General features: G+C 33.8%; 11 protein-coding genes and 2 tRNA genes. 2 read left to right on the top strand and 11 right to left on the bottom strand.

Annotation, left to right across the window (positions count from 1 at the left end):
- Positions 1 to 257: 257 nt before the first annotated feature.
- Both AC13CQ_RS08695 and AC13CQ_RS08690 read right to left on the bottom strand, forming a co-directional pair.
- Entirely contained in the window at positions 258 to 1,451 is a 1,194-nt protein-coding gene (locus tag AC13CQ_RS08695) for an MGH1-like glycoside hydrolase domain-containing protein (protein ID WP_482882831.1), read from the bottom strand.
- Complete coding sequence (locus AC13CQ_RS08690) at positions 1,426 to 2,919, bottom strand: MGH1-like glycoside hydrolase domain-containing protein (protein ID WP_482882829.1); 1,494 nt, start codon at positions 2,917 to 2,919, stop codon at positions 1,426 to 1,428. The genes AC13CQ_RS08695 and AC13CQ_RS08690 overlap by 26 nt, the downstream gene beginning before the upstream one ends.
- 330 nt (positions 2,920 to 3,249) lie before the next feature.
- Here AC13CQ_RS08690 and AC13CQ_RS08685 point away from each other — a divergent pair, with 330 nt between their 5' ends.
- Positions 3,250 to 4,533 carry a chloride channel protein gene (locus AC13CQ_RS08685; RefSeq protein WP_474506975.1) on the top strand — a complete coding sequence of 428 codons (1,284 nt, stop codon included), beginning with the start codon at positions 3,250 to 3,252 and terminating at the stop codon, positions 4,531 to 4,533.
- A gap of 136 nt (positions 4,534 to 4,669) precedes the next feature.
- Here the strand turns inward: AC13CQ_RS08685 and AC13CQ_RS08680 are convergent.
- The 9 genes from AC13CQ_RS08680 to AC13CQ_RS08640 all read right to left on the bottom strand — a co-directional run bounded on the left by AC13CQ_RS08680 (position 4,670) and on the right by AC13CQ_RS08640 (position 12,066).
- Positions 4,670 to 4,747 (bottom strand) — tRNA-Val (locus AC13CQ_RS08680).
- A gap of 65 nt (positions 4,748 to 4,812) precedes the next feature.
- Positions 4,813 to 4,890, bottom strand: a tRNA-Val gene (locus tag AC13CQ_RS08675).
- A 69-nt stretch (positions 4,891 to 4,959) separates the two neighbouring features.
- Positions 4,960 to 6,168 carry a bifunctional folylpolyglutamate synthase/dihydrofolate synthase gene (locus AC13CQ_RS08670; RefSeq protein ID WP_008613467.1) on the bottom strand — a complete coding sequence of 403 codons (1,209 nt, stop codon included), beginning with the start codon at positions 6,166 to 6,168 and terminating at the stop codon, positions 4,960 to 4,962.
- Positions 6,169 to 6,205: 37 nt separating this feature from the next.
- Positions 6,206 to 7,099 carry an energy transducer TonB gene (locus AC13CQ_RS08665; protein WP_008613468.1) on the bottom strand — a complete coding sequence of 298 codons (894 nt, stop codon included), beginning with the start codon at positions 7,097 to 7,099 and terminating at the stop codon, positions 6,206 to 6,208.
- A 2-nt stretch (positions 7,100 to 7,101) separates the two neighbouring features.
- The gene (locus AC13CQ_RS08660; protein ID WP_008613470.1) at positions 7,102 to 7,488 is read right to left on the bottom strand and encodes an ExbD/TolR family protein; all 387 of its coding nucleotides are present in this window, start codon (positions 7,486 to 7,488) and stop codon (positions 7,102 to 7,104) included.
- A 93-nt stretch (positions 7,489 to 7,581) separates the two neighbouring features.
- Complete coding sequence (locus AC13CQ_RS08655; protein WP_008613471.1) at positions 7,582 to 8,271, bottom strand: MotA/TolQ/ExbB proton channel family protein; 690 nt, start codon at positions 8,269 to 8,271, stop codon at positions 7,582 to 7,584.
- A 54-nt stretch (positions 8,272 to 8,325) separates the two neighbouring features.
- On the bottom strand, positions 8,326 to 9,690 hold the full coding sequence (gene nhaD / locus AC13CQ_RS08650) for a sodium:proton antiporter NhaD (protein WP_008613472.1): 1,365 nt from the start codon (positions 9,688 to 9,690) through the stop codon (positions 8,326 to 8,328).
- A 26-nt stretch (positions 9,691 to 9,716) separates the two neighbouring features.
- On the bottom strand, positions 9,717 to 10,943 hold the full coding sequence (locus AC13CQ_RS08645) for a Glu/Leu/Phe/Val dehydrogenase dimerization domain-containing protein (RefSeq protein WP_474506974.1): 1,227 nt from the start codon (positions 10,941 to 10,943) through the stop codon (positions 9,717 to 9,719).
- A gap of 64 nt (positions 10,944 to 11,007) precedes the next feature.
- Positions 11,008 to 12,066 (bottom strand): anhydro-N-acetylmuramic acid kinase, encoded by a 1,059-nt coding sequence (locus AC13CQ_RS08640; protein WP_474506973.1) that lies wholly within the window; start codon positions 12,064 to 12,066, stop codon positions 11,008 to 11,010.
- A gap of 86 nt (positions 12,067 to 12,152) precedes the next feature.
- Between AC13CQ_RS08640 and AC13CQ_RS08635 the strand changes: the two genes are divergently transcribed.
- Entirely contained in the window at positions 12,153 to 13,295 is a 1,143-nt protein-coding gene (locus AC13CQ_RS08635) for an acyl-CoA dehydrogenase (RefSeq protein ID WP_335588219.1), read from the top strand.
- The last annotated feature ends 156 nt before the right edge of the window (positions 13,296 to 13,451 follow it).

Genomic DNA, 13,451 nt, shown 5'->3' with positions numbered 1-13,451 from the left:
GAAAAAGAATGATCTATATTCCATAATCTGTAGCTAAAATTTGTAGAATTAAAAAATGCTATAATAAAATTGTGGGGAAGTAAAACACTCATTAACAAACAAAAAGAAGTCACTTGTTAAAAATTTATTCTCATGAATCAACTACCTCGAGGCAAGCCTACGAGGTAACTAAAGGAAAATAATTTAATCCATTTCGACGTAGAGCCTTTCAATATACTCAGAACAGGCTCTGGGAATAAAATCCTCAATGAGGGGATTTAAGAAATATCGTCTATTAAATTTGCCACCAAACTTGTCCATCCTGTTTGATGAGACGCGCCTAAACCACGACCATTATCTCCATCAAAATACTCATAAAACAAAATTAGATCTTTAAACATAGCCTCTTTATACTTTTCTGGATGATTGGAATTTATTGGTCGGTTTCCATTACTATCTTTTTCAAACATATTAATAAGACGCTCACTTAGGTTTAAAATAATTTCTGATAACTCTTTCTTTTGACCACTTCCTGTTGGAAATTCAAAACTCAAAGACCCCATTTTATGACTTTGGTATTCTTTTAAAGCTTGAATAAAAAGAAAATTAATAGGCATCCAGATAGGTCCCCTCCAATTTGAATTCCCTCCGAATAAATGCACCGTAGATTCTCCAGATTCATAATTAATAGAATAATCAATGTTTTCAATACTAATATGGTATGGTTTTTCATGTGCTTTAGAAAGAGAACGTATCCCATAGTCGCTTAAAAACTCTTTTTCATCTAAAAAGCTCTTCATTAAAATTAATAATCGATCTTGAGGCACTAAAGACAGTAATAAGTCCTCACCATCTACAAACGACTGGATTACTGGATATTTCAATGTATTTTTTCGGTATCGTTTAAACCAATTAATACTACGCTCAAATTTTGGTAGTTTCTCTATAACTTCTTTTTTGATATTTAAAACTGCAGCCATAGACAACAAACCAGCAATAGAACGGACTTTTATCAGTGTAGATTCCCCAGAAGGCAGTGTTAATTTATCATAAAAAAAGCCTTCCTCTTCATCCCAAGTTCCTTGAGAATTAATATTTATATTATTTAAAGCTTCAGCAATAAATACAAAATGTCCAAAATATTTTATAGTCATATCCTCATAACTATTGTCTTGTAAAGAGATCTCAAGACTAATTTCCAACATACTTAAACAATAAAGTGCCATCCATGAAGTGCCATCTACCTGCTCCAACTTTCCGTTTCCAGGAACCCCATAACTCCTGTCAAACACCCCTATATTATCGAGTCCTAAAAAGCCTCCTTCAAAAATATTATTATTACTACTATCTAATCTATTTACCCACCATGTAAAATTCAATGCTAATTTATTGAGTATCCGTTTTAAAAACTTAATATCTCCTACACCCTTTTGTTCCTTATCAATTTTATAAACTTTTTTGTTCCTTATCAATTTTATAAACTTTCATTGCAGCCCATGCCTGTACTGGTGGGTTGACATCACTAAAAGACCATTCGTAGGCTGGAATTTGTCCATTTGGAGCCATATACCATTCTCTAGTAAATAATATAAGCTGATTTTTTGCAAATTCTGGGTCAATTTTAGCCAAGGAAATACAATGAAATGCAGAATCCCACGAAGCATACCAAGGATATTCCCATTTATCGGGCATCGACATAATATCGTGATTTCTCAATGTTTTCCAATTACTATTTCTCCCCGAAAGTCTTTCCACAGGAGGTATAGAAACATCAGAATCGCCTTCTAACCAAGTTTCAACATCGTAATTGTAATATTGTTTTGTCCATAACAATCCAGAGTAAGCTTGCCGTTGAATAGCTTTTCGTTCATTAGTACTCCCATTAGTTATTGCATTGTAAAACTCATTACATTCTTCTATACGGCGATTAAAAATTTCCTCAAACTGCTCGTCAAAAGGTTTCGAGTGCTCTTGTGCAGAAAGACGCAATTTTATAGTTTTCGTTTCCCCTCCTTGAAAATTTAATTTGTATACAGGGGCAAATTTTGTTCCTTCCTCTATAGATGTTGGCAAAGAAACATTATCATTCACTAAAGAAGTATGAAAAAGATCCTTTTTATATGGATGGTCATTCTTTCTTAAATATACAGCTTCTTCATTGGTTTCATTTTCAGTAAAAAACAAAAAATCAGCTTCCTCAAAATACAAATTATAACTCCCTACATAAATGTTCTTTACAGCTACATAATCCATTCCATTAGCTGTTTGTTTTTTGATGAATGGTTTTTCTTTTATTCCAACAAAACTCCAATAATTTCGAATCCAAAGAGTAGGCAACAAATGTAAATCGGCTTGAGTTTTAGCTACATTTTCAATTGTTATTTTTATAAGAAGGTCTTCATTATCTGCTTTTGCATATTCTGTTTCTACATTAAAATACTTATCTCCTTTAAAAGCATCGGTATCTAGAATTTTATATTCACGTTCATTCAGACCTCTTTTTCGGTTTTCCTCCACAATTTTATCATATGGAAACTCTTCTTGCGGATACTTATAGAGATGTTTCATATAAGAATGAGAAGGAGTGTTTTCTAGATAGTAATACAATTCTTTCACATCTTCTCCATGGTTTCCCTCAGGACCAGTTAATCCAAAAAGTCGTTCTTTTAAAATAGAGTCTTTTCCATTCCAAAGTGTTATTCCAAAACAAATATTACAATAACGATCGGAAATTCCAGCAATTCCATCTTCTCCCCAACGATAGGCTCTACTTCGAGCGTGGTCGTGCGTAAAATACCCCCAAGCATCTCCATTTGAGCTGTAATCTTCTCGAACTGTTCCCCATTGCCGCTCACTTAAATAAGGCCCCCATTTAAGCCAATCTTTCTTCTCCGAATAATTTTCTTCTAAACGCTCATGCTCCTTAGTTCTGATTTCCATATATTTTATTTATACTATTGAAACTAAAAACATTATTTTAAAATACTTTATGCTATTAGTCGAAACTAAAATTATTGAATATAAACTACACTATGCCTTTTTTAGAGTGTTTTTACCTAAGTATTTATAATTTTTGATGATTTTACAAAAAGAATCGATTTAAAAAGTGAATTCTGAAATAGAATCTATATACTACAACATTTATTCCCTGTCTTGCAATATCAATAAAAAACATGCTATTTATTCTTTACTACTATTTGTACTTCTCTGATGTAATATTCTTAATTTTGCAATCTTAAATTTAGAATAAAGCACAAACTATTCATTTTAATGAAGAAGGAAATTATCAAAAAAAGCTATTATGGTTTAGTAACGGGCGCTATTATTGTAGGAGCCACTGCTACTATTTTAGGTTATTCTTTAAAGAAAACTACAGAAATTTTTGAAGAGCATATTTTTGAAAAGCTTAATAGCTTTCCTCTACTTTTTATAATAGCTCCTTCTGTAGGAATAACGCTTATTTATTTTACTAGAAAATATTTATTCAAAGGAAAAAAGAATAAAGGTATTGCTGAAATTTTCCATACCCTAAACAACAGAAAGGATGAACTTCCGTTTTACAAAGTACCCTCTCATTACATAAATGGTTTTTTAACGGTTATATTTGGAGGTTCTACAGGTATTGAAGTTTCCACCGTAGTTGCAACTGCAGCTCTTGGAGCATCTGTACATAAAAAAGACACTGTTGCCAATAGTTATAAAACAGAGTTAATATGCGCAGGTGTTGCTGCTGGAATAACTACTTTGTTTGGGAGTCCAATTGCAGGTATTCTATTTAGTATTGAAGTTATTTCAAGAAAAGTTACAAAAAGTGTTCTTCTAAGCTGTGGAATTTCTGTATTAATAGCTTGGACATTTGTTCATTTTTTTGATAATGAAATACTTTTTGAGTATCATGTTTCACTATGGAATACAAGAGCAATTCCTTTTATGATACTACTTAGCGTGCTAGCTGGTGTTACAGCTGTTTATTTTACTAAATGTGTAATCTTTATAAAAAAAGTATTTTCTAAAATAAGCAATAATTTTATTCGGGTAAATCTTGGAGCTGTACTTGTAGGAATTTCGATATTTTTCTTTCCAGCTTTATATGGAGATAGCTACCACGGGATTAATGAGCTTCTAGCTTCAAATTATTATACTCCACTTCCTATTGGATTCCTACTCTCATTATTCTGTATAATTATTTTTAAACCCTTGGCTGCTTCCCTTACATTAGGAGCAGGAGGAGATGGTGGTGTTTTTGCTCCAAGCATTGTAACGGGCGCCGCACTTGGCACTTTTGTTGCTACTTTTTGTAATCAATATTTCCAAACAGATTTAATAGTTTTAAACTTTGCTTTATTAGGCGCTGGAGCTATGCTAAGCGCTGCAATTCATGCACCCTTAACTTCTTTGTTTTTAACGTGCGCAATAGTTGGCGGAGGTTACAATTTATTCATCCCATTACTTTTTGGAGTTTTTATTGCCAAATATGTAGCAAAATTTTTATGCCATTATACCGTTTATACCTATAAACGTAAAGACAATAAATTCTTGTTTGATATAAAATAGCAAGTTCTTCCTTTTCAGATTAACTACAATTTTTGCATAAACACAACTTTTGGGAATGATCCGAATGATCCCCCATAGCGTGACCTGTACATAATTAAAAAAGCCACTCAATTTCTTGAATGGCTTTGTTTGTAAGTGGTGGGCGATACTGGATTCGAACCAGTGACCCCCTGCTTGTAAGGCAGGTGCTCTGAACCAACTGAGCTAATCGCCCTAATTTGGGCATCAAGTAAATGAAAGTTTTATAAAAAAAGACCTCCTTCAAGGAAGTCTGAAAATTGGTGGGCGATACTGGATTCGAACCAGTGACCCCCTGCTTGTAAGGCAGGTGCTCTGAACCAACTGAGCTAATCGCCCTTCATTTGCTTGATTGCGGTTGCAAATATATAACAGTTTTTAATATCAGCAAAGAAAATAAAGAAAAAATTAGAGTATTTCTGCAACAACAAAAGTACTCCCTCCAACATAAATAAAATCGCTCACACCAGCCGATTTCTTAGCCGATTCAAAAGCAGCTGAAACTGAACTATATACCACGCCCTCCAAAGCATACTCCAAAGCTTTTTCTTTTAAAACTTCTGCCTCCAAACCACGAGATATTTCTGGCTTACAGAAATAATACATGGCATTTTTAGGAAATAAAGGTAAGATGTCTGTGAGTTTTTTGTCTTTTACAAACCCTAAAACAATATGTAATTGATTATATTTTTGCTTAGAAAGCTGATTTGTTACAATTGAAAGTCCTTCTTTATTATGAGCAGTATCACAAATTATAGTTGGTTCCTCGCCTAATTTTTGCCACCTCCCCATTAAACCAGTATTCCGAACTGTATTATTCAAGCCATTTACAATGTTCTCCTCCGTAACAGAAAAGCCTTTTAATTGCCGTAACGTTAATACTACCGCTTTTATATTTTTTTCTTGGTAATCTCCCAATAAATCACTTTTATAATTGAGATTTAGCTCAGAAGCTAATTGAAGTGTTGTATTATTATAACTAGCCACTCCTTCAAAAACAGGATATGTTTCTGGATGATACTCACTTATTACCGTAGGAACATTTGACTTAATAATTCCAGCTTTTTCCCAAGCTATTTTTTCTAAGGTATCTCCCAACATATCGGTATGATCCAAACCTATATTTGTAATTAAAGCTACCTCGGGAGTAATTATATTTGTTGAGTCAAAACGCCCTCCTAAACCTACTTCTATAATTGCAATATCTATTTTTTCTTCTGAAAAAAATTGAAAAGCCATTCCAACAGTCATTTCAAAAAATGACAATTCATTGGCTTTAAAGAATGGTTTATTGACTTCAATAAAATTTACCACAAAATCTTCTGAAATCTCCTTTCCATTTATTTTAATTCGCTCTCTAAAATCTTTTAAATGAGGAGATGTGTACAATCCAACTTTATAACCTGCTTCCTGCAACACAGAGGCTAACATATGGCTTGTAGAGCCTTTACCATTGGTTCCCGCTACATGAATAGATTTAAAATTTTGCTCGGGATTCTGTAGATGTTTTGCAAGCGCAATAGTATTTGTTAGTTTAGGCTTAAAAGCCGATTGCCCTTGTTTTTGATACATCGGCAACCTACCAAACATCCAGTTTAGGGTTTGCTCGTATGTCATAATTGTATTTTATTAAAATGAAAGAATTAGTAGTTTTCTACTCTCCTAATTTGAAATTAACCACTACAAAACCTATTTGCCTTGAAGGCGCATTTGCATCAGAATTCCATTTATAAGAACGCGCAGTTTTACTTGCAGCTTCTTTTAAACAAGCTGCTGTATTTGTAGTACCTTTTACACCTGGAGTGGCGCTAATAACGTTTCCAGAACGGTCTACCTCTATTTTCACAACCACAGTTCCGGACTCATTACAGTCTTGCACAAACTTATCTCCAGAAACTAAGCTACGCCCATTAAGACCATAACCTACACCTCCAGAACCCGTTCCGCCACCACCGTAATAACTTGTAGCATATGGATCGCCATCTGGTTGCCCTTTGTCTCCTGCGCGGTTGTCGTCTCCTTCTCCTCCAGTAGCTTTTCCGTCAGAACTATTAAGTCCTCCCATCATTGCATCTAGATTCTTTTTCTTAGCTTCTTGTTCTTTTTTAATACGTTCTTCTTCAGCTTTTCGCTCACGCTCTTTTCGCGCTGCTTCTGCCTGTGCTTTTTTCTTAGCCTCTTCTTCAGCTTTCTTTTTTGCCTCTGCCTCTTTTTGCTTCTTAATCACCACAGACTCTTCATTATTCTGTGTAACTACATCTTCAACTTTAGCTTCCGCAGGTTCTGCAGGAGCAGTAGGCTTTGGAGTTTCCTCAACAGGAGTTGCCTTTTCTATAGGTTTTTCTACGGGAGTACTTTTTATTTTTTCCTTTGGTTGTACATTTCCACTCCCAAAATTTGTAGTTCCAAAATTAACAGAGATTCCATTTTCAATAGGCGGATCTAAATAAGACAACCCAATATAAAACATAAGAAACAAGAGTATTGTTAGTAACAAGGTTGTTACTGTAAAGGATTTCTTTTTATGTTTTGTATCTAAAAAAGACATATTTATTTAGGTCTAACTGCTAAAATTACTTTGTAACTATTTTGGTTTGCTATGTCCATTATATTAACTGCATTATCTATCGGAACACTTTTTTCAGCTCTTAAAATAATAGTAGGTTGCTCTACATCTTTTAATCTTCTCTTAAGTTCTGTTTCTACGAATTCAGGTTTTACTTTTACATTATCCACATAAATATCAAGGTTTTTATTGATACTTACTGAAACGTTTTGTGTATTTGTAGACTTTCCTTTTGCCTTAGGTAATAGTAAATCTAGAGCATTTGGAGAATTTGAAGTAAGCATAAAGAACACCAAGAGTAGAAAAACAATATCAGTCATAGAACTCATACTGAATTCTGGCGACACTTTGTTTCTTCCTTTTAACTTCATTTCTTATAAAATTTTAGTGTTTTAATGATAAACAGATAACCTAAAGTAAGTATTAGGCTATCTGTTTAGTATAAGGTTTCAACGTTACCAATTTTACATTGGTTCGTCTAGAAGGTCTAAAAATTCTACTGCATTAGCTTCCATATTATGGACAACCTTATCGGTACGAACAACCAAATGATTGTATCCAATATAAGCAATAATACCTACTACAAGTCCTGCTACCGTAGTAGTCATTGCTGTATAAATACCACTTGCTAATTGCCCCATTTCTGCTTGTCCACCACTAGTTGCCATTTGGTGAAACGCTATAATCATTCCGATTACAGTACCTAAGAAACCAATCATTGGAGCCGCTCCAGCTACTGTTGCTAGAATACTTACGTTCTTTTCTAATTTATATACTTCTAAAGTACCTGCATTCTCAATTGCCTTATTAATATCTTCCAAAGGTTTTCCTATTCTAGAGATTCCTTTTTCGGTTAATCTTGCTACTGGCGAATCTGTTTGAGCACAAAGTATTTTAGCTGCTTCTAATTTTCCATTAGAGACATGATCTCTAATTTGAAGCATGAAATTTTTATCAATTTTTGAAGCTGCTTTAATAGCAAAAACTCTTTCAAAATAAATGTATAAGGCTACAAATAACAACACAAAAAGTATTGCTATAATAATTACACTTGCAGTCCCTCCATTTACGATTAAATCTATAACCGAAAGTGTTTTTTCTTCCGAAAGAACTTCTTCAGCCACCTCTTGGGTTGCTTCTTGAAATAATATCATATATTATTATTTATCGAATTGGGTTTGGTTTATAACGGTGTATTGCATATAAAATTATACGTCAAGTACAAAATTTCTTAAAAGTACAAATACTGCAGCTCCAGATAAGAATCCAATTAATGCTAACCATCCAATTTTTTTAAGGTACCAGAAGAAATCGATTTTCTCCATTCCCATAGCAACTACACCAGCTGCCGAACCAATAATTAACATACTTCCTCCTGTTCCGGCTGAATACGCTATAAAGTGCCAAACTGGATCGTCCATTCCTACAGAGAACATCCCCATACTTGCGGCTACCAAAGGTACATTATCAATAACTGCAGAACCTGCTCCTAAAATTATAACCACTAAATCTGAAACTTTTTCTCCAACAGATTCTGTTCCTAACATAGGCATTACTGCATCCATTCTTTCTGCAAAATGGAATAACATCCCTAGTGATTCTAAAGCAGCTACTGCCATTAAAATCCCTAAGAAAAATAAGATACTTGGCAGTTCAATTCTCGCTAAAGAATGATGTACTGGACTATGATGTCCTTGGAAATCTCCACTATCTTCATTAACTCCAGAAAGAGCGAATTTTTTATTACTATAAATTTCTGCAAAAGCAGCAACTACAGCAAGAGACAACATCATTCCTACATAAGGAGGTAAATGTGTTACTGTTTTAAATAAAGGAACAAAAACAATCATTCCTAAACCTAAATACAACATAATAGTTCCATATTTAGATTTTGGTGCTGTTTCTGCAAAATCTCCTTCAATTTCTCCTTTAAATATTTTTAATCTTGATGCTATTAATACTGGTACAACCATACAGAATATAGATGGTATTAATACATGCTCTATTAATAAAGCAGCAGATACTTTGTGTCCAATCCACAACATGGTAGTAGTAACATCTCCAATAGGAGACCATGCACCCCCAGCATTTGCAGCTATAATAATAATACCCGCAAACCAAAGTCTCAACTCTCTATCTTTAAGTACTTTTTGTAAGATTGTTATTAATACAATTGTTGCTGTTAGGTTATCTATAATTGCTGAAAGCACAAAAGCCAGAATACTAAATATCCATAACAATTTACGCTTACTTCTAGCTTTAATATAGCCCTTAATAGTTGCAAAGCCATCAAAATAATCGATGATTTCCACAATAGTCATTGCCCCAAGTAAGAAAACTAATATTTCGGCGGTTTTACCTAAATGATGCAACAATATCTCATCAACATGAGAAGCTTCTAGTTCTTTGAGTTCTGCATTAACTTCAAAAACATCCATGTGTGTTAATGCAATAATAGCCCATAAAAGTGCCATCATTCCCAAAGCAGGAATCAATTTGTCAATTTTTAAATTATGTTCTAGGGTGATTGCCAAATAACCAAGAACGAATACAATAATAATTATAGTCTCCATAGGATAGTGTTAGTAAATATTTGTGTCTAAATTAATTGTTTTAATGCGATTTCAAAAGCAGTACTGCTAATATTTATTTTAGCATTATTATGTTGAAAGGTATTTTGCAATGCCTTTTTAATTGTATCTGAGGTATCTGCAAAGATTGCTTCATCTGTCATTTCGGTACGTCGCTCCATAAAATAAGCAAAAACTCTAGCCATTCCACAGTTCGAAATAAAATCTGGAATTAAGCTTATTCTTTGGTCTGTATATTCCATAATAGGACCAAAAAATATTTCTTTATCAGCAAATGGAACATTCGCTCCACAAGAAACAACCTCTAAACCTGCTTCTATTAACTGGGTAATTTGTTCTTTTTTAATAAGTCGAGAAGCAGCACAAGGCAAGAAAATTTGCGCTTGTATATTCCATATCTTCTCATTCATTTCTTTAAAAGGAATCATATTTGGAACGTCCAAGGTATTTCCTTTTTTCTCCAAGAAAAACGATTTTATTTCAGCAAAAGAAAAGCCTTCTTCATTTATAACACCGCCATTAATATCGGTAATTCCAACAATTAAAGCGCCCATTTGAGATAAATAATAGGCTGCAGCACCACCAACATTTCCAAAACCTTGAACAATTGCTTTCTTCCCTTTTACCGTTCCTCCATATATTTCATAATAATGTTTTACAGACTCTGCAACCCCATAACCGGTTATCATGTCTGCAACGGTGTATTTTCTTTTAATATCTGGAGAGAAGTTATCGTTTTCTAAAACCTTAATAACTCCTTGTCTCAGCTGTCCAATCCTGTTTATCTTATCGGCTTCAGACGGCTTAAAATGTCCGTTAAAAACTCCTTCTTGCGGATGCCAAACTCCACAATTTTCGGTAATTGGTATAACCTCATGGATTTCATCTACGTTTAAATCGCCTCCAGTTCCGTAATAACTTTTAAGCAACGGAGAAACAGCTTTATACCAACGTTCTAAAACCCCTTTTTTACGAGGATCTTTTGGATCGAAGTTAATTCCAGATTTAGCACCACCAATTGCGGGTCCAGAAACCGTAAATTTAACTTCCATAGTTTTTGCTAAAGATAACACCTCATTAGCATCCAAACCTACTCTCATTCTGGTTCCACCACCTGCGGCTCCTCCTCGTAAAGAATTTATAACGGTCCACCCTTCAGCAGCTGTTTCAGAGTCCTTCCAATTAAAAATAATTTCAGGAGATTTGTCTTCGTATTGTTTAAGTAATTCTTTCATTAATCTTTTAAAGTATTCACAAATATATAAAACAAAAAAATCTGACCTCGACTTTTAGAATATTTTAAGGATTGTAAATTTTCCCACTACTATGGTCTTTAGAAGCTCCCGTAATACTTTTCATACAATTCACTTCATCCCTTACTTTCAAGACGCCTAATAAACCAAAAATAATGGCTTCCTTAAACTCTATAGTATTATTATTAGGTAAAATTATTTCTGCATCACTCAAGGTCTTTAATTGTTCAATAAAAAAAGTATTGTAAGCGCCTCCTCCTGTTACCAAAACTCTTGCTGTTGGCTCCAAAACTTGAGCCACCTGAAAAGCTGTATGCGCTATATAAGTTCTTAAAATATCTTTTTCTGAAATTTTATAAGAATCAATTAAAGGGAGTACATCGCTTTCTACCCATTCAATTCCCAACGACTTTGGATATGGTTTTTTATAAAAAGCTAAACTATTTAACTCTTCAAGCAGTTCCTCATTAATATTACCTGATGCAGCAATCTTTCCGCCATCATCATAATCAAAACCTAATTTTGAGACGTAATGATTCAAAACATTATTCACAGCACAAATATCAAATGCCTTATAAACACCGTCCTTTTCTACGGAAACATTTGCAAACCCTCCTAAATTAAGGCAATAATTGTATTCCGAAAAAAGTAGCTTATCTCCAATTGGTACCAAGGGAGCTCCTTGCCCTCCAAGTTCTACATCCTCCACACGGAAATCGCATACTACTTTTTCGCCAACTTTCTCTGCTATAAAAGGTAAATTTCCTATTTGATAGGTCTGTCCTTCATCTGGTTTATGAAAAACGGTATGCCCATGAGAAGCAACAAAATCTATCGCCTCTATTTGTTTTCCCTTAATAAAGCCACAAATTATTTCAGCTAAAAAAACAGTGTATTCTTCGTCTAATTTCTGTAGATCAGAAGTATTTAAATGAATAGCATTTTTTAAACGTTTGCGTAAATTTTCTTCATAAGAAACTGTTTTTGAACTTCTTACAGAAAAACTCCACTCATCTTTCTTTTCAAAATAAACATTAACCAAATCGATTCCGTCCAATGATGTGCCAGACATCACTCCTATAACGTTGTAGTTTTCTTTTTTCATTAAGTGTAAAAATAAATAAGAATGATTGAAAATGTTACATTTTAAAATTATATTTGATGAATATTATAAAAATATCACAAAATAGGATGGATTTCAAACTTTCTGAAGAACAATTACTAATAAAAGAAGCTGCAAGAGATTTTGCTAAAACGGAATTATTACCTGGAGTCATCGAAAGAGACGAAAAGCAAGAATTCCCTACAGAGCAAGTCAAAAAAATGGCAGAACTTGGTTTTTTAGGAATGATGACTTCTCCCGAATATGGAGGTAGCGGAATGGATACCGTATCTTATGTTATGGTAATGGAAGAGCTTTCAAAAGTAGATGCATCTGCTTCTGTTATTGTAAGCGTAAATAACTCTTTAGTTTGTTGGGGATTAGAAAATTTCGGAACAGAAGAACAAAAGAAAAAATATTTAAAACCGCTAGCTTCCGGAGAAATTATCGGAGCCTTTTGCTTATCGGAACCTGAAGCAGGAAGTGACGCTACTTCACAAAAAACAACTGCTCTTGATAAAGGAGACCATTATATTGTTAATGGCACAAAAAACTGGATTACCAATGGAAATTCAGCAGCTGTTTATTTAGTAATAGCACAAACTCATCCAGAAAAAAAACACAAAGGCATTAATGCTTTAATTATTGAAAAAGGAATGCCTGGTTTTGAGATTGGTCCAAAAGAAAATAAATTAGGAATTAGAGGAAGCGATACACATTCTTTAATTTTTAACGATGTAAAAGTTCCCAAAGAAAATAGAATTGGCGAAGATGGTTTCGGATTCAAGTTTGCTATGAAAACGCTAGCAGGTGGAAGAATTGGAATTGCTGCTCAAGCGCTAGGAATTGCCTCTGGAGCGTATGAACTGGCAAAAGAATATTCTAAAGTAAGAAAGTCTTTCGGCACAGAAATATGCAACCATCAAGCAATTGCCTTTAAATTGGCAGATATGCATACCCAAATTGAAGCAGCAAGACACCTTGTTTTAAAAGCTGCTTGGGACAAAGACAATGGAAATGACTACGACTTATCTGGTGCGATGGCAAAATTATATGCCTCTCAAGTTGCCATGGATACCGCTACCGAAGCTGTACAAATACATGGTGGAAACGGTTTTGTAAAAGAATATCATGTAGAAAGACTGATGAGAGACGCCAAGATTACTCAAATTTACGAAGGCACTTCAGAGATTCAGAAAATAGTCATATCAAGAAGCATTCTAAACAACTAACCCTCTCTTTTAACACGCATTTCTATAATAGAAATGATAATATTACAATTACACCCCTATTTTTTTAGGGGTTTCTTTATTTTAAAACCTATTTTAAATACAACACCCCCTCTTTTTATTAAAAAAATATATTATTCCTACAACATATCCTTAAAA

It is taken from the genome of Galbibacter sp. L-19 (assembly GCF_056857615.1).
The sequence above is the reverse complement of the archived record's forward strand: the minus strand, read 5'-3'. Positions and strand labels throughout refer to the sequence as shown.

Bases quoted from the DNA above. Each gene is read 5' to 3' on its own strand.
- AC13CQ_RS08660 (WP_008613470.1), bottom strand. From the start codon at position 7,488: ATGAAGTTAAAAGGAAGAAACAAAGTGTCGCCAGAATTCAGTATGAGT.
- AC13CQ_RS08645 (WP_474506974.1), bottom strand. From the start codon at position 10,943: ATGAAAGAATTACTTAAACAATACGAAGACAAATCTCCTGAAATTATT.
- AC13CQ_RS08655 (WP_008613471.1), bottom strand. From the start codon at position 8,271: ATGATATTATTTCAAGAAGCAACCCAAGAGGTGGCTGAAGAAGTTCTT.
- AC13CQ_RS08635 (WP_335588219.1), top strand. From the start codon at position 12,153: ATGGATTTCAAACTTTCTGAAGAACAATTACTAATAAAAGAAGCTGCA.
- AC13CQ_RS08690 (WP_482882829.1), bottom strand. From the start codon at position 2,919: ATGGAAATCAGAACTAAGGAGCATGAGCGTTTAGAAGAAAATTATTCG.
- nhaD (WP_008613472.1), bottom strand. From the start codon at position 9,690: ATGGAGACTATAATTATTATTGTATTCGTTCTTGGTTATTTGGCAATC.
- AC13CQ_RS08665 (WP_008613468.1), bottom strand. From the start codon at position 7,099: ATGTCTTTTTTAGATACAAAACATAAAAAGAAATCCTTTACAGTAACA.
- AC13CQ_RS08640 (WP_474506973.1), bottom strand. From the start codon at position 12,066: ATGAAAAAAGAAAACTACAACGTTATAGGAGTGATGTCTGGCACATCA.
- AC13CQ_RS08670 (WP_008613467.1), bottom strand. From the start codon at position 6,168: ATGACATACGAGCAAACCCTAAACTGGATGTTTGGTAGGTTGCCGATG.
- AC13CQ_RS08685 (WP_474506975.1), top strand. From the start codon at position 3,250: ATGAAGAAGGAAATTATCAAAAAAAGCTATTATGGTTTAGTAACGGGC.